The organism is Mucilaginibacter sediminis, from assembly GCF_051903035.1.
Lineage (GTDB): Bacteria > Bacteroidota > Bacteroidia > Sphingobacteriales > Sphingobacteriaceae > Mucilaginibacter.
The window spans coordinates 4,151,523-4,168,534 of the sequence record NZ_CP170602.1 but is presented as its reverse complement, the minus strand read 5'-3'; the positions used below and the strand labels follow the sequence as shown (position 1 = coordinate 4,168,534).

Genomic DNA, 17,012 nt, shown 5'->3' with positions numbered 1-17,012 from the left:
TCAACCGTAAATGACACCGGTAATCTTCTCGCTGAACCGCCATAAGGCAACCGCCTGGTCCGGATTGATGGCGAAGGAACGCACGCCGTAGCCTGCCTGTAAATCGTCGGGCACCAGTTCTGCGATATCGCAATCCTCGCAATAAACGCCTCCTATGCCATCAAGCTGATTGCTCAGGGCGCACCAGATGGAAGTAGCAGCACCCTGCTGCGTGGTTTTAATACCTTTTACCCGCTGGGTCCAGGCTTGTATTTCTTCGTCCGTCATATAGCGGAAGGCATCGGTAAGTATGGCGCCGGGGTGTACTGCAAATGCCCTTATATTATGTTGCTGCCCAAGCCTGTCAAGTTCAACGGCAAAAAGTGAGGTGGCAGTTTTTGACTGCCCGTAAGCTTTCGATTTATCAAAAGGATGTTTTTCAAAGTTTGGGTCATCCAGTTGCAGGCCCATATACCGGTGGCCTATGGAAGATAGTGCAACAACCCGCGCGCCGCCGGCATTTTTTAAGGCCGGCCATAGCCGCCCGGTAAGTTGAAAGTGGCCCAGGTAGTTTACACCAAACTGGAGTTCGTAGCCCCGCTTGTCTGTAAGGAATTGTGGCGGCCGGTACAACCCCGCATTGTTAATGAGTAAATGCAGGCTGTTATATTCAGCCAGGAAGCGTTCGGCAAAGGCGTCTACAGAAGCTGGATCGGCCAGGTCAAGGGGGATGAGGGATACATTTTTAAGCCCGGCAAGGCGCTCCTTTGATTTTTCGGCATCCCTGGCGCCAACAACAACATGCGCCCCTATATCAGCCAATGTTTTTACCGTTTCGTAACCTATTCCGGAATTTCCACCGGTTACTAGAGCAATTTTGCCGGTTAAATTATGACCTGCGGCAACTTCGGCGGCCGTGCTGTTGGCATTAAATCCTGAATGAATTGGTTTTTGTGCTGTTTTCATATGGAACGATAAAATTAACAGAACAAAACCGGTAATTTTTAAAAAAGTTATGTGGCTCAAATTAGTAATTTTGCTGATTGAAGTAGCGGCCGGAGATGTTTTTTATCAGTGTAAAGTCCCGGCAAATTACCTATCTTTCCTTCGGGCATGCATAAACCTATTCCAGTTAAATCATCAATGAAATGGCCTGTTAAACGTATCATAACGTTTGCTTTTATAGCTTTATTGGGCCTGGTGCCCTGGGAAGCATTATTACCCATCCAGATTATGAATGGCGTTTTAAGGCTGCTTACCAGTACAGCCTTAGGTTTGTTTGGACTGGCCGGGCTGCTATTTACGCTGCTTATTAGTTTTATGCTGTATAAGCCGCCTTTTGCCTTGCCGGCAGCCATATTGTTAAGTATTGCCATATTGCCGGTAAGTGCCATTTTTGCCGCAAGTTTAGTACTGCCGGATTTTGAATGGAAAGATACCGCGGTTTACCAGAATGGTAACGATTACATGGTAGTTCAGGAGCAGGAAGCCTTTGTAACCACCAGCGGGCAAAAACGGCGGGCGCTGCGCACAACATCGCCTAATGGTATGGTAAGGCGGGTTGAGGAATGGGTTGCGCCCAGGGATGTTGAGTTGTTTAATGGCAGTGTGGTACTTTATGAAGGTAAGCGCTGGGATAAACAAAAAACTCAGGGCCCGTAAATAATCGAAGTTTCAACCAGCTCCTAATTCCTTTTTTTTAACTACACGAATAGCTATTTCGTAGTAATTGTACTCATCCTGGCATATTCCACGTCATTGGGTTCCCAAAGTTCAATCTTATTGCCTTCCGGGTCCATTAGATGAACAAAATTGCCATAACTAACTCTTTCCACCGAATCTGTAGGTAAGATGCCGGAGGCTTTCAGCTTGATAAGCAACGCATCCAGCTGTTCTACCCGGTAATTGATCATGAATTGCTTTTCCGAGGGTTGAAAATATTTGGTGGTTTCCTTAAACGGCGCCCATAAGGTAAAGCCTTTTTTGGTACTGTCTATACCCTGGTGCCATTCAAAGTTGGTGCCACTCCCTACCATACGCATACCCAGGTTTTTTTCGTACCAGGTCTTTAATGCCGCCGGGTTTTTGGCCTTAAAGAATATTCCGCCGAGCGCTGTTACTCTTGGGCCGGGGATAGGTTTGCGGGTTAATTGACTAAAGCCGTAGCCCATTAAAAAAGCAACCAACAATAAGGCAATGAGCGTGATTTTTTTCATCAGCAATAATTTTATTGTTAAAGATAGCTAAATAATGCGCGGGATTAAATGAATGTTTTGCCAAATTAAACTGGTAACAGGCTATGGCGTGTGCGTTTTGATATGAAGCTCGTATAGGGAGATATTATATCTTTTTAGTATAAAAAAGGTAAGTGTACAGTGATTGCCAAATACATAATTGTCCGAAGTTGGGCGGCGTCAAACAGCGTGAATTTTTCGTTTGGTTTTGTCGTTTTTTGTTGTAAATTTATATAGTAAACCTATATTAAATTATCATGCCTAAATTAAGTTTGACGATAATTGCAATTTTATTGCTTTTCGTTATCACCTCATGTAGAAAACTCCATGTAGAACCAGGTCCGGGTGATAATACCGATACTACAAAAGTCGATACTACAAAAACCGATACTACAAAAGTAGAGGCGAAGGGGTGGGTTCAATTGGGAAACTATCCGGGTACCGCACTTCGCTGGACGTTTGGATTTTCCGGGGGAAATAAAGGATATGTAATTGGTGGACAATATGAGGAGCCTTCCGGCCATAGCACCGCCAATGTATTTCAGTATGATCCTTCGGTTGATAAATGGCATCAGCTAAATGACTATCCCGGGAAGGGAATGGGGCTGATGACCGGATTTTCAATAAACAACAAAACGTACATGGGCACCGGGTTTAACTACAGTACAAATCTTTTATACAGCGATTTTTGGGAATACGATCCTTCCAAAGACACATGGATACAAAAGGCGGATTTTCCAGGCGGTAAAAGACAAGGCGCAATATCTTTTTCAATAGGTGGTTATGGATACTTACTTGGCAGCCTCTTGCGAACAAAACAGGATCTGTGGAAATATACACCGGCTACCGATCAATGGATCCAAATGACAGATTATCCCGGAACGGGCATTGCCGAAATGATCAGTGCTTCTGTTAATGGCAAGGCCTATATTGGCGGAGGTACCAGCATGGAAGAAGTTGTGAGTGATTTTTGGGCATACGACCCAGCTTTAGATAAGTGGACAAAAAAGGCCGACGTTATTGAGCCGCTTTATAACCCGGTTACCTTTGCTATGGGCACCAAGATTTATGTTGTTGGCGGAATTGGCCAAAATCTGAAATTCCGTAAAGCTGTACTGATATATGATACGGCTACAGATCAATGGACTAAAGCTGAAGATTTTAAAGGGCAGGAAAGGTCGGCAGCTGTTGGATTCGTAATCGGCAACACCGCATATTTCGGCCTTGGAGCAGGTAGTAAAATAGCGGGCGGAGCCACCTATCCGGTGTACTTCAACGATTTCTGGAAATTTAACCCATAGGTTAGGATGCCCGAATAGCATAAATAATGCGCCGGATTAAACAGGTATTGTTGCAGGTACACATCCCTTTTTGTGACGGGAGTATTCTTTGTTTGAGATTTATTGTACAGCCTGCATAATGCCTGCTACTACGGGGTTCGGCAATGTAAACGTAGTACCACATTTGAGAAGGCTGTGTTGGTCGCAAAATGAGAAAACCTCAATAAAATATGATTTTACTGAGGTTTAATTTTCCGTCATTGAAATTTCAACAGATGGTCGCCATAGCGACCGAGGCGGAGAGGGAGGGATTCAAACCCCCGGTACCTGTAACAGTACACCTGATTTCGAATCAGGCACATTCGATCACTCTGACACCTCTCCTTATAGCTGCATTAGCTATTTGAGGGCGCAAATATAATATTATGTACTAACGTGGGGGTAACATTTTATAAAATAAATGCAGCACCGTCGTAAAACGGGCTTAGGTTAGCCGAACCTGCCGGTAGCAACATCGCTTGAAAAAACGCCCGCCGGGGGGACGGAAATAACGGGCCGGTTTTGTTTTAAAAGCCGATAAATAAAGCTTTGCTTTTAGGTGTTACCTTGCCAATCCTTTCATCCTTGTTTGATACCAGGTCACAAAGCTGTATGCCGGCACCTTCAAAATCATCGTGGCTGTCGCTCAGCAGCAACCAGGCGGTATCAAAAGCCTCGTCTTCATCAAACTGAAAATCGGTAATCGCTGGGATCTCTGCCTTCAAACCGGCATGATGTTCGCGCCTGGTACATATCCAAATGCCGTTGTGTTGCGCATTTTTGCCGGTTTTCCGGAAGATCAGCACTATCTTTCGGTCGAAATAAATATAAAACATGCCTACCGCCGGCTTTACGATGGTACTGGCCGGCAGGTAATCCAGCAGGAAATCAAAAGGCACAGTTTTTTTCATGACGTGGAGTGCATTTTGGTAAATTTAGGCAAAAAATGAATAATGAGCTGGACCTGCCCCAAATGTGAACGCGAGCTGCCGAAACCCGAACAGCGGCATTATTGCGCGCGGGTTAGCCTCGACAGTTTGTTTCGGGGACGCCCGCCTGAACTTGTACTGGTGTTTGATAAAATACTGGCCGAGGTGGCCGATTGGGAGGGAGTTTTGGTTGGCACTACCCCGAATTGTATCGTTTTCACACGGCGGCTTACCTTCCTGGTAATCCGACCGATGAAAAAGGAGCTGGATATTAAATTTTATTCGAAAGTACCGCATCCTGAAAGGCCTGTGCTTAAAAGTGTGGCTTCGGGCAATAAGTTTGAAAACCATATCCGTATTGCTTTGCTGGATGACCTGCGGCCAAAATTGTTTCTTTATCTGCGGGAATCGTATGAGCTTTTATAGTAGTGTTATGTGGTTTTTAGCCGAAAGTCTTAAGTTTTTAGAGGCTGTCTAAAAATAAAAAACAGATCGTTATTGCTTCGTGTTCGCGCATCAACTATTGGAATTTACATAAACATTCGCTTGAACGCTGGCTACGACTCACCCGGTCGAGGCTACGCCCGACCACTCTCTCTTCACCTTCGGTGGAAAGAGGGTTTTTGTTTTAATTAATTGATAATTAGATATTTTAATAATTAAATTTCAAAACCCTCTTTGCGGCGTAGCCGGAGAGAGGGTCGGCCAGCGCAGCGTAGCCGGGGTGAGTAGTAGCCGACATGCGAAATATTGTTGTTCTTCATTAGAAGCATAGAAACATTAGCAAAATCAGGTTTAGACAGATTTTAAGTCAGAAAAAAAGAAAAATTCAACTTTAGACTTACGACTTAATACTGTTGACTCAGCGAGAGTTAATTGTCGCAATTACGCCCTTAAATTGTCAGGGATATGCCTTGCACCTCCCTGTGTTTTGGCGTTATTTTTGACTAATATTTACACTAAAACCATTTTACCTATGTTACCCATCAAACCGCACATCTGGTTCGGCCAGGATAAAGCCAAAGAGGCGGCCGAATTTTACGCATCGTTATTGCCCGATTCGGCCTTAACCTATGTGAATCATTTTGCCATGCCCGGCGGTGGCGAATGCGAGACAGTTGAATTTACCATGGCCGGACAGCCCTTCCTGGGCATCAGCGCAGGCCCCGGGTTAAATATCAGCCCTGCTATATCTTTTATGATCAATTTTGACCCATCACGCAACCCGGATGCCGCCAAACATATAGATGACGTTTGGAACAAGCTGTTACCAAACGGAAAGGTGATGATGCCGCTTGACCGCTATCCTTTTAGCGAACGCTACGGCTGGATAAGCGACAAATATGGCGTTTCATGGCAGTTGATCCTGACCAACCCAGCCGGCGAAGAAAGACCGGTGATTGTTCCATCGCTGCTGTACACGGGGGGTGTTGCCGGTAAAGCCAATGAGGCTATCGAGTTTTACTGCTCGATATTTAAAGATGGTAAACGGGGTACCACGGCCCCGCGCCCTGAAGATATGGGCCCCGACAAGGCCGATACGCTCATGTTTGCTGATTTTTACATAAACCATACCTGGCTGGCCGCTATGGATAGCGCACACCCGCACGGGTTCGGTTTTAACGATGCGGTATCATTGCTGGTCACCTGCGAAACGCAGGAAGAGATTGATTACTACTGGAGTGCTCTTACGGACGACGGCCAGCCAGGGCAATGCGGCTGGCTGAAGGATAAATACGGCGTATCCTGGCAGGTGGCTTCAACCGTAATGTTTGAGGCACTTAAGCATGGCAGCCCCGAACAGATTGCCCGTGTTACGCAAACTTTTATGACCATGAAAAAAGTTGATGTTGCGGTTCTGCAACAGGCCTACAACGGTTAGACCAGCATAATTTAAGCAGAAGAAAACTTGCGATTTATTATTTGCAGGCTTTTTTCATTTTTGATGATCCACTTAGCTGGTTTTGTGTGCCGGGAATGCGGGCAGAAACACAAGTTTGGCACAACAACGTCCCAACACAAGGCGCCAAGAAGGCTTCGGCAACCACGCGTAAGTTTTGAAACTACAAATGCTGGTAGAAACGCAACCCTGTACGAACGGTTTATGTTGTATCAGTTAATGTTTAGTGTTTGGCTATAATCGCTAAGGTGATTGGCTGCAATATCAATATACCTTATTTGAAAAAGCTTTCGCTTACGATCAGACCAATTGTAGATTTTAGTGATAATACCTTCGCGATCAATTCCTGGATTTTCTTTTCTAATAAAATCTACAGTTGCCAATATTTCCAAAGACAAGGCTGATTCAAATCCATCGATCAGTTTCACCAAGCTTGACAGCCGGGCACGCTGTTCTGTCGAAAACTCTTTTTTGACATAGTTTTTTAGCTCTGGCAATTTATCATATTGAAGTTCCAGCGGTTCAAAAGCCTTTGCACTCATCTGTTCGAGACCTTTTACATATTTACCATTCAAGGCATGCATAACATGTTCCACTCCTACACTATAAGGGCCGTAATGACTTGCCTGAAACTTTAGCTTATTCAACGAGGTCTCGCCTAACCGCTGTAAAAAATAAGCCAGTTTGTTTGCAACAAAAAGACTGGTGTTCTCGCCAAGTGAGTCATAATAGAACATCGCGTAAAGCAACATTGCCCTTGCCGGGGTCAATTTAACATCTTTATTGACATCTTGTTTCTTTAGCAACTCCTTCACTGCTTCATTAGGTTCAAATACCTGAATGTCGACGTTTTTTAACTGACCTAAGTGCTTTTCAATCATTGGCCGGACTTTTTCCCATTTCAAGCCTCCGTTTCCGCAGCCTAAAGGGGGAATTGCGATGCTATCTATCTGGTTTTCTTCAATGACCTGAACTAATTTTTGCAGCCCTTGTTCGATATATTCATATTTTGATTTCAGGAACCACTCTGTTTTTGTAGGAAAGTTAATAATGAATTTATCCCCTTCGATCGTGTGTTCCTTTACCACCAGCAAATCACCTGTACGCAATTGCTTATGCTTGCAGGCGGCGGCATACTGCCGGAAGTTTTCGGGAAAAGCTTCTTTAAACTGCAGTGCAATGCCTTTACCCATTACCCCTACGGTGTTAACGGTATTGACTAATGCCTGTGCCTTAGCGTCTAATAGATTACCTTTTAAATATTGCATTAATAATAATAGTTCCCGTTAGGATTAACCCTTACCGGCATTTCTAAGTTCAATTCGTTTAATATTACTTGAACGCGATTTGCAGCGTCATTGTTATATGTAACTATTCCGGCTATACATTGAACTGGTATATGTGTTTTGACCAGGAACTCGGCCTGCTTGTGGCGCATCCTGTCAAAATCATCTTCACTGTTGTGCCAAAATCGCAGGTCAACTTTATCCCAGTGAACTTCATCCAGATTGTTTAAGTCGTTATAGAATGTGGTGATTCGCGTTTTAGCATGGCCTTCCGTAAAGCACCAATCATTACAATGCGCAACAATGTCATTCACCCGACAAACGATATAGACAATGTCTGTTTGCGGTCTTTCTTTGATCCCACGATATCCTGTCTTTATATTCAACAGCATAGGTGATAGTCGTCCAAAATAAAAAGGAACGTACTCTCCCAGTGAACCTCCCGGCGGATTGATCCCAACAGGATAGTCGTGTCGCTTAGCAATTAAGTCACTGTCGCCTATATTAATATAGGCAGGATCAGCCATGCGATGATCCCTGTTAAACATACCATGCGTTAGTAAATATTCTATATTATCGATATGAACAATACGATAAACTTTTACAATATCTGGTCGACGGCCTGGCACTTTTTTGCTTGCAAAATTAAGTATAATCCGCAATGCTACAACTAATATAATTTGGTAGCCTTTGGCGAAACGATTACAACCTTAAGTTTTAGTATGTTTTAATCTTTTGTTATGTTTTTAATCGCGTAACAACCACTGATCGAGGGTAAAGAACGACTTTTTACTAAGATACAAATTAAATGTAATTTTGAATTAACCAATAACTTTATTGATTTGCCTAAGTCGAACACCATGTCATTAATGGATCGGCGAACTAATGTAAATTAAACTTTAGCGCAAGTTTTCTGTACCCCTGTTGTCAATAGTCTACCGCTGTTCCAATGTCTCAAACTGCAAGGTTTTGTGCGCCGCAAATGTGGGCAGCTGATGTGTGATTTTCAAAAAGGTACAAAGCTGTATCATCCTAAAAAGTTTACATAAGACAATAAAAAACAGTATGCCAATCAGTCCTCAAGTTCGTCTATTTTTTTCTGGATGATTTTTTTATCTGCCGGGTTACTGGCGATAGCCAGGGCTTTTTGAAAGTTTATTTTTGCTTTCTGATCATCAATGCCGGTATAAAGCTGCCCCAGCAGCGCAAAATAAAATTGATTGCCGGTCAGGTTCAATTTTTCGGCTTCAACAATCGCTTCCTCCTTACTGTTTGCTTTGGCCAGGGCATAGGTGCGGTTAAGTGCCGCTATAGGCGAATAAGCCACCTGTAAATAACGATTATAAAGCTGTAATATATTTTCCCATTTCTCTTTATTATCCGCCCTCTGCGTGCTCCAATAGGCTATAGAGGCCTCCAGGTGGTATTTTGAAAGCGTACTGCCCATGGCCGATCTGTTTAAATAATATCCACCTTTGAGAATCATATCTATATTCCACAGGTTGGTGTCCTGGTCATCATATAAAATGATTTCGCCGGTTTCATTTACCCGCGCATCAAAACGCGAGGCATGAAAATACATCAGCGCAAGCAGGGCATTAACCGGGGGCTTATTGGTATGCTCATTATCGGCAAGCATTTGGCATAGCCTGATGGCCTCAAAACACAAATCCTGGCGAAGCACTTGATTTTGGCTGATGGAATAGTACCCCTCGTTAAATAGCAGGTAAATGGTTGTCAGTACAGCGTCCAGCCGCTTATCTATTTCTGCCGGGCCAGGAAGTTCTATTTTAATTTTCTCCTCGCGTAACTTTTCGCGGGCCCGGTATAAACGCTTGTTGATAGTTTCCTTGTTACTCAAAAAAGCCTGGGCAATCTCGTCAATACCAAACCCGCAAAGGATGCGGAGCGATAAGCCTACCTGCGCCTCGGGAGGGATGGAGGGGTGGCAAATGGCGAACATCATTTGCAACTGGCTATCGCTGATGTTTTGCGGCGACAAATCTATGTCGGTTTCATCGTGGTCTGAAAAATCGCTTTTGACTTGGGGCGCGACTTTAGTTTGAAAGGTTAAATTGCGCTGCAGATAATTTTTTGCTTTGTTTTGAGCAACGCGATACAACCAGGCGACAGGGTTTTGGGGCAAGCCGTTAAACCCCCAGGTTTGCGCGGCGGTAAGGAAAGTTTCGCTGGCAATATCCTCGGCTATCTCCATCTCATCAAACCCAAAGCGCCTGCACAATACCGAGACAATCTTCCGGTATTCCGACCTGAATAAATGTGGTATCAACTCCTGTTGTTCCATAAAACGGAAAGCCCCTGTAAATGTACAGAGGCTTTTTTAGCTTTTAGTGTGTTCCATCATTTTTGGCAATGCGGCGCACTTCCATCGTATTACCTTCGCCCTGCAAAACCGGGCAGCCTTTTGCAAATTCAGCCGCCTCGTCGGCAGATTCGGCCCTCACCACAATAAAACCGCCTATAGTTTCCTTGATCTCGCCAAACGGCCCATTGGTAACCATTTTATTGGCGTGCACCACACGGGCATCATCAAAAGGCAGGCCCGTACCGCTAACAAATTTGTTTTGGGCGGCAATACTGCCAATCCAGTCCATGGTTTGTTTCATCCATATTTGCATTTGCTCCGGCGAGGCTATCTTTGTGCCATCCTCGTGTCTCATAATTAACGCGTACTCGTTCATTTTTTTAAGCTTTAATTGTTACTGAATTTATGAATTATAACCCGATAACAATTGAGGTTTTTGAAATTGGACAAGCGCTGAGAAAATGTGTTCTCTCATTTGATCGCAAGGTTTGAACTCAGGTGTCACCAGCCATCTTTGCTAAATTCTTTTTAAAGCCCCTTAAACGCCTCTGCTGTCATGCCAATGATAGATTGACGGATAGTCTTTAGCCCAAAGTCTTAAGTTCTAAGCCAAAAAAGAAAAAATTCAACTTTAGACTTACGACTTAGTACTGTTGACTTAACACTAAACCACCGCACATCGCCGCAAAATACCTCCATATTGGCGCGATTGCCCCACATGCTTTTGCTTCCTACATTTTAATTTTATATAATTATTTTAACCCGTTAATTTGAAACATCATGAAGCTGCTTCTCACTTCTGCAGGCATAAGCAATGCGAGCATTCATAACGCGCTCGTTGAATTACTGGGGAAACCTGTTGCCGAAGCCCGCGCCATTTTTATCCCTACCGCCATATACGCCATAGCCGGCGGGGCCGATATATCACGCAAGGTAATTTGCGGGCAGTTAGGCGACCCTTTCTGCGATCTGGGTTGGAAATCCTTAGGAATACTGGAACTTACTGCACTACCAAGCATCAAGCAAGAGCTTTGGTTGCCCATGTTGCAGGAGACTGACGCTTTGCTGGTTGGCGGGGGCGATTGCCAGTACTTGTGTTACTGGATGCAGCAATCGGGCCTGGCAAAACTTTTGCCCTCGTTGTTGCAAAAGATAGTGTATGTGGGCTTAAGCGCCGGAAGCATGATCATGACCCGCTTTGGAACCACCTACGGCAACCATAATTTGCCGGCCGGAAGCGATAAGTCGCTGAGCCTGGTCGATTTTGCGCTACACCCCCATTTAGATCATGAATGGTTTCCGACGAATTCTATGGACAATATTCAAAAACTGGCCGCTACGATAGCAGTACCTTCATACGCGATTGATGATCAGACAGCCATAAAAGTGACTGACGACAGCATTGAGGTTATTAGCGAAGGACACTGGAAGCTGTTTAATCCCTGAAACCGGGTGGCGCGGTAAATTCGCCCGTTGCCATTTTTGTCGATTGTTGGAGTTAATTTAGATAGTAGTAAAGCATTTTGAAACGCCCTGTTTAGATATGAGATTTGAGACTTTTGAATTGCTTGTGTAGTGGCTGCTTTTGACTTTCCGACTTCCGGACTTTCCGACTTTCCCGACTCAATCCCGCAAACAATTTACCCCAACTACCTATTACTAACGTATGATTACAGTAGTAGGTATTTTTGAAGATATTACCCTTGCCGATGATGTGTGCGAGTACCTGTTGGGCAACGAGTTTGACGCCGATAGTTTAGACCAGCACACCCACAAAGCCCTGCCCGGCCATGAGGTGCACGAGCCCGGTACCATTGACCGTATAGCCGCGTTTTTTAACCACCTGTTTGATAACCAACACGAGGCCGAAGCCCATGCCACGGCAGGCCGTAACGGCACCATTGTAACGGTGCACGCCCCATCGGCCAGGCTGGCGCAGGAGGCTGTTGATGCACTTAATAATTACGGCGCTATAGATGTAAATGCTTTTGACGAAAATACCACCGGCACACGCAGTATTATGGTGGAGCGGATTGTGGCGGATGATGTGAGGTTACGGGGGATGTGAGTGGTGAGTAGTAAGTAGTGAGTGGTGAGTAGTGAGTGGTGAGTGGTGAGTGGTGAGTAGTGAGTAGTGAGTAGTGAGTAGTGAGTGGTGAGTGGTGAGTGGTGAGTAGTGAGTGGTGAGTGGTGAGTGGTGAGTGTGGCGGCGAAGACTCACCCGGCGAGGCTGCGCCCGCCACCCTCTCTTCGGCTTTGCCGGAAAGAGGGGCCTGGAAGCGTTTTATTTAATTTTTTAGATCAAGTACCAGTCGTTCAAGCCCCTCTTTCCAACGAAGTTGAAGAGAGGGTGCCCCAGCGCAGCGTCGGGCGGGTGAGTCTTAGCCAGCGTTCTTCCCGGCTAATTCCATCTCAAATCTCACGTCTCATATCTCAAATCTAATCCTCAAAACGTTCCTCTTTTCCTGATCCGCATCAAACCATTGGCCGTGGTAACATAAATAACCCCTTTTGAATCCTGCACTACCTGGTAAATTTTAAAGCCGGGGGCGGGCGAGTTGGCGTTGTTGTAGTTTTCCCAGCTGTTTTTTAAATCGTACCGCACCAGGCCCGATTGATCGGTGCCCAGCCATAGTACCTTTTCAAATTTATCGTACATAATGCTGGTTACGTGGTTTGATGGCATGCCCGAGTTTTTGTCGGTTAAGTGCAGCCAGGTGCCATCGGGGCGTAATACCGCAATGCCCTCGTTATCATCATCGGTAGCGGCTTTGGCGGTGCTTATCAGCGAGAAATAGAGGTTGCCCTGCTCATCTTCGGCCGCGCCGGATATACTGGCGTTTTTCAAGGGCGTATCAGATGTGGTAAATGTGGTTGGCAGCAGGTCTTTCTCAATGAGGATGGTGCCTTTTGATGTACCAATCCACAGGCGTTTGTGGTTATCCACATAGGCAAAAGTTACGTTGCTTGAGGGCAGCAGCGGGATGGTTTTTTTGTTAAGCACCACCACTTTATCTTTACGTACCACTACCATGCCATCCCTGGTGGTAAACAGCAACTCGCCGTTGCGGCTTTTTATAATGTGGGTAACGGGGCTTTTTATAAACTTTTTAAAATCGTACACCTGCCAGCCGGCATCGGTGTATTTGTATATACCGTTATCAACATAGGCCCATTTGGCGTTCTCCTTATCAACGGTAACTTCCTGCACAGCCGTTTCGGATGTAAAGGGCGAGTTGTATTCATTAACCGGGTTAAAGGTGGTACCATCAAAACGGGTAAGGCCGTGGGCGGTGGCGTACCAAAGTACATCGGTGGCGTCAACCGCGCTTGATTGGCTCACGTTATCGGGCAGCGGCGAATCGTATTTGGTCCACTTGGTAAATTCGTAGCTGTTGAGTGATGGGTTGGTATATTTGGTAATTGTATTATAAATAGTTGGCGGGCCGGGCGGTTTCATCTGCTCCAGGTCCATCCGCAGCATCTGGGCCGAAATACGGCCAAAGGCTATTTTAAACTGCACATTTACAGATGATGCCACACGTTTGCCATGGTCAACCGCTGCCTTCCACAAGCTGCCGTTCAGCAGGCGGATGATATCGGCCGTTAGCGGGCTGTTGGTAACATCGGTATGGCTCAGCACGCAGCTAAAGCCCGAAGGCTCAACCAGTACCTGGAAAGTGAGCGAGCCATTGGCATCTTTAAACGAATATTTGCGGTTAATACGGTCGCACAGCTGGTCGAGTGTAAACTGGCTGCAGGTAGCTTTGGGGCTGCCGCAGTCGATACAGTAATTTTCGGCGCTGCACAGTTCAATCTTTTGCAAAAAAAGATTTTGCGCGCAAATTACCGCGGGAAACACGAAAACTAAAAAGCAGGTAAGCAGCAATAGCTTACAGGTTTTGGGTGGGTATAACAATGTCAACATTAATTTCATAAAATAAAGAAAGCAAACGCAAACCACCAAACTTATAATAGTTAAATTAGGTTAAAGTTTTGTTACAAAGGGGAACGCCGGCTACGACTCACCCGGCCGACGCTACGCTGGGCCACCCTCTCTCCGGCTTCGCCGCAAAGAGGGTTGAGGAACGAGAAAAACGGTTTTCGCCCCTCTCTTCACCTGCGGTGATTGTTGCACAACGCGACGATAAAAAGTTCTTTGAAATCATTAGTGTCCATTAAAAAATAAAAATTGTTCTTTGAAGTCATTGATAGTCTATTAGTTAAAGGCTCATTTAGCGCGTGACGATTTGAATTGATTAGGTTAGTCGGTCAACCGGCAAAAATGAATCAAGGTAAATACGTTTTCTCACAATTATCAGAGTTTCTTCCCCAGCGTGTATTTGATGGGATTGTAAAGAAGTATGACGGCGATAAGTATGTAAGGCACTTTTCCTGTTGGAACCAGTTGCTCTGTATGCTGTTTGGTCAACTTACAAACCGAGATAGCTTACGTGATCTGATCATTACGTTGGAAGCCCATAGTAAAAAATCATATCATTTAGGTCTTGGAAAAAGCGTGACCCGAAGTAATCTTGCCAAAGTCAATGAAAACCGGAACAGCAAGATATTCGAGGAGTTTGCTTATCACGTGATCGGCATCGCCCGGAATAAACGCGCCAATGAAGATTTTGAGATAAAAGGCAAGATATATGCGTTTGATTCATCCACCATAGACCTGTGCCTAAGTGTATTTTGGTGGGCAAAGTTTCGTAAAGCCAAAGGGGGAATAAAAATTCATACCCTTTTTGACATTACAACACAGATTCCAGCCTTTATACACATTACTTCAGCTTCAGTAAACGACATGAATGCAATGGATCATATCACTTATGAAGAAGACGCCTACTATATTTTTGACCGTGGCTATGTGGACTTTTCCAGGCTGTATAACATTACACAAAGAAAAGCCTACTTTGTGATTCGTGCTAAATCGAGTTTAAAATATCGAAGAATATATTCTGGCAAGGTTGATAAATCCACCGGAGTGCTGTGCGATCAGACAGGAAGATTGACAGGCTTTTACACTGGCAAAGATTATCCTGAAAAGCTGCGAAGAGTAAAGTATTATGATAAAGAGAGCGAAAGGACTTTCGTTTTCCTGACCAATAATATGGAAATAACACCCGCTCAGGTTGCGCTTCTTTACAAAAATCGCTGGCAGATAGAACTTTTCTTTAAATGGATAAAGCAGCATTTGAAGATTAAATCCTTTTGGGGTACCTCTGAAAACGCGGTCCGTATTCAACTCTATTCAGCAATTATCGCCTACTGTCTTGTGGCAATAGTCGCCAAAGACCTGAAAACCGGTCGTTCAACCTACGAAATGTTACAAGTAATCAGCATATCGCTACTGGATAAAACTCCTGTAAATGACCTACTTAAAAAGATAGACTATAAAGATGTCAAAGAACTAAATTGTAACCAGCTGTCACTCAGCTTATTTTAAGTGGACAGTCATGCTTTGAAATATTGATTAAAACAGTGCTTATTAGTAAATTAAAGGCATGCAAGGGAAAAAAGTACAGCAGGAAAGCTTGTTCATTCAGTTTCAGCTTTCAGACTATGTTCCAGCCGATAATTTCTACCGCCGGCTGAAAGGATTGCTCGATTTGGATTTTTTATATAAAGCTACTTCAAAGCACTATGGTAAAGAAGGCCAAAAAAGCATTGATCCGGTGGTATTTATGAAATTGATGCTGGTAGGTTACCTGGAAAATATCAATAGCGACCGTCGCATCATTACCTCGTCGGGAATGCGGATGGATATCCTTTATTTTCTTGGATACAATCTTGGCGAGGATTTGCCTTGGCACTCTACGCTAAGCCGTACCCGTAAGCTGTTTGGCGAGAAAGTTTTTCTTGAAATTTTCAAACAAGTGCTCAAGCTATGCATTGACAAAGGCTTGATTTCGGGGAAGCGGCAGGCTGTCGACAGTGCTTTGATACCGGCAAATGCTTCCAAACAGAGTATGGTTGAAAGGATTGTAATGGAAGATGCATCCGTTTTCAGCCGGGAACTAAATGATAATATAGAAGATGTGCCTGCCAAACCGGAAACGCCGAAAGCAAACAACAAGAATGACCAGGATAAAAAGGATAAAAAAGGACCGACGAATCAAACACATTACAGCCCTTCAGATCCTGATGCCCGCTTAACCACTAAACCCGGAAAACCGATGAGGTTATATTACCGGGCACAGATGAGTGTGGATACCGCCAGTCACTTTATTACCTATATACAGGCTTTTAAGGGGAATGAGACCGATAACACCAGCCTGCCGGAGATGTTGCCGCAGATCATGGACAACCTTTCCGGCGGCCATGTTTCGCCGGCCAGAGAAATCCTGGCAGATACAGGCTATAGCAGCGGTAAGGCTATCAGAGCTTTAACGGCAAACAAACTTAAAGGATATATACCTAACCCCGGAAGTTATAAATCTTCAAGGGAAGATGAAGGCTTTAAGTATGATGACAGATATGACAGATACATTTGTTTAATGGGAGTACAGTTACCCTTCAGACGTGTCGAGTGTGCTTATAACGAACCAACAGTACATAAAAAGATCTATGAATCAAACATCAGCGATTGCAAGAACTGCCCCTTCAAAGAAATCTGTGCCAATAAAAAAGGGTTTAAAAAGCTGGTTGATTCGGCCGATAAGCCACTCTATGAATATATGCGGGAGCGAGTAGAAAGTCCCAAAGGTAAACTAATGAAGTCGCTGCGCTCCAGTACAGTTGAGCCGGTCTTTGGTTCCTTAATTAACTATAACGGTTTAAGAAGGATAAATACTAAAGGTCTTAAACAAGCTAACAAAGGAATGCTTATAGCTGCTGCCGCTTACAATATCAAAAAACTGCTCGCCTGCAAACCCAAGCGGTTAAAAGAGCTGAAAATGCCAGTCATAAAAGCAATAAACGGCTTATTTTACCGAATGTATACTTTATTATTTACTCAGCATTATCTTTCAAATCCAATACTATCGTTTTAATCAATATCTCAAAGAACGTTGTACAGTCTCACGACTGTAATTAT

The 17,012-nt window shown here is 44.4% G+C and carries 16 protein-coding genes and 1 tRNA gene; 8 read left to right on the top strand and 9 right to left on the bottom strand.

Annotated elements, in window-relative coordinates; translation table 11 throughout:
* Positions 1-945 carry an SDR family NAD(P)-dependent oxidoreductase gene (locus ACFGVS_RS16980; protein WP_439694843.1) on the bottom strand — a complete coding sequence of 315 codons (945 nt, stop codon included), beginning with the start codon at positions 943-945 and terminating at the stop codon, positions 1-3.
* A gap of 177 nt (positions 946-1,122) precedes the next feature.
* On the opposite strand from ACFGVS_RS16980, the gene ACFGVS_RS16975 reads away from it, so the two are divergent.
* Positions 1,123-1,641, top strand: a complete 519-nt coding sequence (locus ACFGVS_RS16975; RefSeq protein ID WP_439694842.1) for a hypothetical protein — start codon at positions 1,123-1,125, stop codon at positions 1,639-1,641.
* Between the two features lie 53 nt (positions 1,642-1,694).
* On the opposite strand, the gene ACFGVS_RS16970 is transcribed toward ACFGVS_RS16975, so the two are convergent.
* On the bottom strand, positions 1,695-2,195 hold the full coding sequence (locus ACFGVS_RS16970) for a VOC family protein (protein WP_439694841.1): 501 nt from the start codon (positions 2,193-2,195) through the stop codon (positions 1,695-1,697).
* 275 nt (positions 2,196-2,470) lie between these two features.
* On the opposite strand from ACFGVS_RS16970, the gene ACFGVS_RS16965 reads away from it, so the two are divergent.
* Positions 2,471-3,514: a Kelch repeat-containing protein gene (locus tag ACFGVS_RS16965; protein WP_090641849.1), complete on the top strand. Its 1,044-nt coding sequence runs from the start codon at positions 2,471-2,473 to the stop codon at positions 3,512-3,514.
* Positions 3,515-3,790: 276 nt separating this feature from the next.
* Here ACFGVS_RS16965 and ACFGVS_RS16960 read toward each other — a convergent pair.
* Both ACFGVS_RS16960 and ACFGVS_RS16955 read right to left on the bottom strand, forming a co-directional pair.
* Positions 3,791-3,877: transfer RNA gene (locus ACFGVS_RS16960), tRNA-Ser, on the bottom strand.
* Positions 3,878-4,059: 182 nt separating this feature from the next.
* A complete protein-coding gene (locus ACFGVS_RS16955; protein WP_090641853.1) occupies positions 4,060-4,443 on the bottom strand; it encodes a hypothetical protein in 384 nt (127 codons plus the stop codon).
* A 42-nt stretch (positions 4,444-4,485) separates the two neighbouring features.
* Between ACFGVS_RS16955 and ACFGVS_RS16950 the strand changes: the two genes are divergently transcribed.
* A complete protein-coding gene (locus tag ACFGVS_RS16950) occupies positions 4,486-4,887 on the top strand; it encodes a DUF5655 domain-containing protein (RefSeq protein WP_090641856.1) in 402 nt (133 codons plus the stop codon).
* 550 nt (positions 4,888-5,437) lie between these two features.
* A complete protein-coding gene (locus ACFGVS_RS16945; RefSeq protein WP_439694840.1) occupies positions 5,438-6,343 on the top strand; it encodes a VOC family protein in 906 nt (301 codons plus the stop codon).
* Positions 6,344-6,573: 230 nt separating this feature from the next.
* Here the strand turns inward: ACFGVS_RS16945 and darG are convergent, their stop codons facing one another.
* The 4 genes from darG to ACFGVS_RS16925 all read right to left on the bottom strand — a co-directional run bounded on the left by darG (position 6,574) and on the right by ACFGVS_RS16925 (position 10,349).
* The gene (gene darG / locus ACFGVS_RS16940; protein WP_090641862.1) at positions 6,574-7,629 is read right to left on the bottom strand and encodes a type II toxin-antitoxin system antitoxin DNA ADP-ribosyl glycohydrolase DarG; all 1,056 of its coding nucleotides are present in this window, start codon (positions 7,627-7,629) and stop codon (positions 6,574-6,576) included.
* On the bottom strand, positions 7,629-8,309 hold the full coding sequence (darT, locus tag ACFGVS_RS16935; RefSeq protein WP_439694839.1) for a type II toxin-antitoxin system toxin DNA ADP-ribosyl transferase DarT: 681 nt from the start codon (positions 8,307-8,309) through the stop codon (positions 7,629-7,631). Before darT ends, darG begins: the two co-directional genes overlap by 1 nt.
* Before the next feature lie 410 nt (positions 8,310-8,719).
* Positions 8,720-9,952 (bottom strand): RNA polymerase sigma factor, encoded by a 1,233-nt coding sequence (locus ACFGVS_RS16930; RefSeq protein WP_439694838.1) that lies wholly within the window; start codon positions 9,950-9,952, stop codon positions 8,720-8,722.
* A gap of 43 nt (positions 9,953-9,995) precedes the next feature.
* Complete coding sequence (locus ACFGVS_RS16925) at positions 9,996-10,349, bottom strand: YciI family protein (RefSeq protein ID WP_439694837.1); 354 nt, start codon at positions 10,347-10,349, stop codon at positions 9,996-9,998.
* A gap of 404 nt (positions 10,350-10,753) precedes the next feature.
* Here ACFGVS_RS16925 and ACFGVS_RS16920 point away from each other — a divergent pair, with 404 nt between their 5' ends.
* Together ACFGVS_RS16920 and ACFGVS_RS16915 are read left to right on the top strand one after the other, a co-directional pair.
* A complete protein-coding gene (locus ACFGVS_RS16920) occupies positions 10,754-11,419 on the top strand; it encodes a Type 1 glutamine amidotransferase-like domain-containing protein (protein WP_439694836.1) in 666 nt (221 codons plus the stop codon).
* Between the two features lie 220 nt (positions 11,420-11,639).
* Entirely contained in the window at positions 11,640-12,041 is a 402-nt protein-coding gene (locus ACFGVS_RS16915; RefSeq protein WP_439694835.1) for a hypothetical protein, read from the top strand.
* 378 nt (positions 12,042-12,419) lie between these two features.
* Here the strand turns inward: ACFGVS_RS16915 and ACFGVS_RS16910 are convergent, their stop codons facing one another.
* On the bottom strand, positions 12,420-13,910 hold the full coding sequence (locus tag ACFGVS_RS16910; protein ID WP_439694834.1) for a ligand-binding sensor domain-containing protein: 1,491 nt from the start codon (positions 13,908-13,910) through the stop codon (positions 12,420-12,422).
* Positions 13,911-14,258: 348 nt separating this feature from the next.
* Between ACFGVS_RS16910 and ACFGVS_RS16905 the strand changes: the two genes are divergently transcribed.
* Both ACFGVS_RS16905 and ACFGVS_RS16900 read left to right on the top strand, forming a co-directional pair.
* Entirely contained in the window at positions 14,259-15,422 is a 1,164-nt protein-coding gene (locus tag ACFGVS_RS16905; RefSeq protein ID WP_439694833.1) for an IS4 family transposase, read from the top strand.
* Positions 15,423-15,480: 58 nt separating this feature from the next.
* Positions 15,481-16,968, top strand: a complete 1,488-nt coding sequence (locus tag ACFGVS_RS16900) for an IS1182 family transposase (protein WP_439694832.1) — start codon at positions 15,481-15,483, stop codon at positions 16,966-16,968.
* Positions 16,969-17,012 lie beyond the last annotated feature (44 nt).

Bases quoted from the DNA above. Each gene is read 5' to 3' on its own strand.
- ACFGVS_RS16980 (WP_439694843.1), bottom strand. From the start codon at position 945: ATGAAAACAGCACAAAAACCAATTCATTCAGGATTTAATGCCAACAGC.
- ACFGVS_RS16975 (WP_439694842.1), top strand. From the start codon at position 1,123: ATGAAATGGCCTGTTAAACGTATCATAACGTTTGCTTTTATAGCTTTA.
- ACFGVS_RS16970 (WP_439694841.1), bottom strand. From the start codon at position 2,195: ATGAAAAAAATCACGCTCATTGCCTTATTGTTGGTTGCTTTTTTAATG.
- ACFGVS_RS16965 (WP_090641849.1), top strand. From the start codon at position 2,471: ATGCCTAAATTAAGTTTGACGATAATTGCAATTTTATTGCTTTTCGTT.
- ACFGVS_RS16955 (WP_090641853.1), bottom strand. From the start codon at position 4,443: ATGAAAAAAACTGTGCCTTTTGATTTCCTGCTGGATTACCTGCCGGCC.
- ACFGVS_RS16950 (WP_090641856.1), top strand. From the start codon at position 4,486: ATGAGCTGGACCTGCCCCAAATGTGAACGCGAGCTGCCGAAACCCGAA.
- ACFGVS_RS16945 (WP_439694840.1), top strand. From the start codon at position 5,438: ATGTTACCCATCAAACCGCACATCTGGTTCGGCCAGGATAAAGCCAAA.
- darG (WP_090641862.1), bottom strand. From the start codon at position 7,629: ATGCAATATTTAAAAGGTAATCTATTAGACGCTAAGGCACAGGCATTA.
- ACFGVS_RS16930 (WP_439694838.1), bottom strand. From the start codon at position 9,952: ATGGAACAACAGGAGTTGATACCACATTTATTCAGGTCGGAATACCGG.
- ACFGVS_RS16925 (WP_439694837.1), bottom strand. From the start codon at position 10,349: ATGAACGAGTACGCGTTAATTATGAGACACGAGGATGGCACAAAGATA.
- ACFGVS_RS16920 (WP_439694836.1), top strand. From the start codon at position 10,754: ATGAAGCTGCTTCTCACTTCTGCAGGCATAAGCAATGCGAGCATTCAT.
- ACFGVS_RS16915 (WP_439694835.1), top strand. From the start codon at position 11,640: ATGATTACAGTAGTAGGTATTTTTGAAGATATTACCCTTGCCGATGAT.
- ACFGVS_RS16910 (WP_439694834.1), bottom strand. From the start codon at position 13,910: ATGAAATTAATGTTGACATTGTTATACCCACCCAAAACCTGTAAGCTA.
- ACFGVS_RS16905 (WP_439694833.1), top strand. From the start codon at position 14,259: ATGAATCAAGGTAAATACGTTTTCTCACAATTATCAGAGTTTCTTCCC.
- ACFGVS_RS16900 (WP_439694832.1), top strand. From the start codon at position 15,481: ATGCAAGGGAAAAAAGTACAGCAGGAAAGCTTGTTCATTCAGTTTCAG.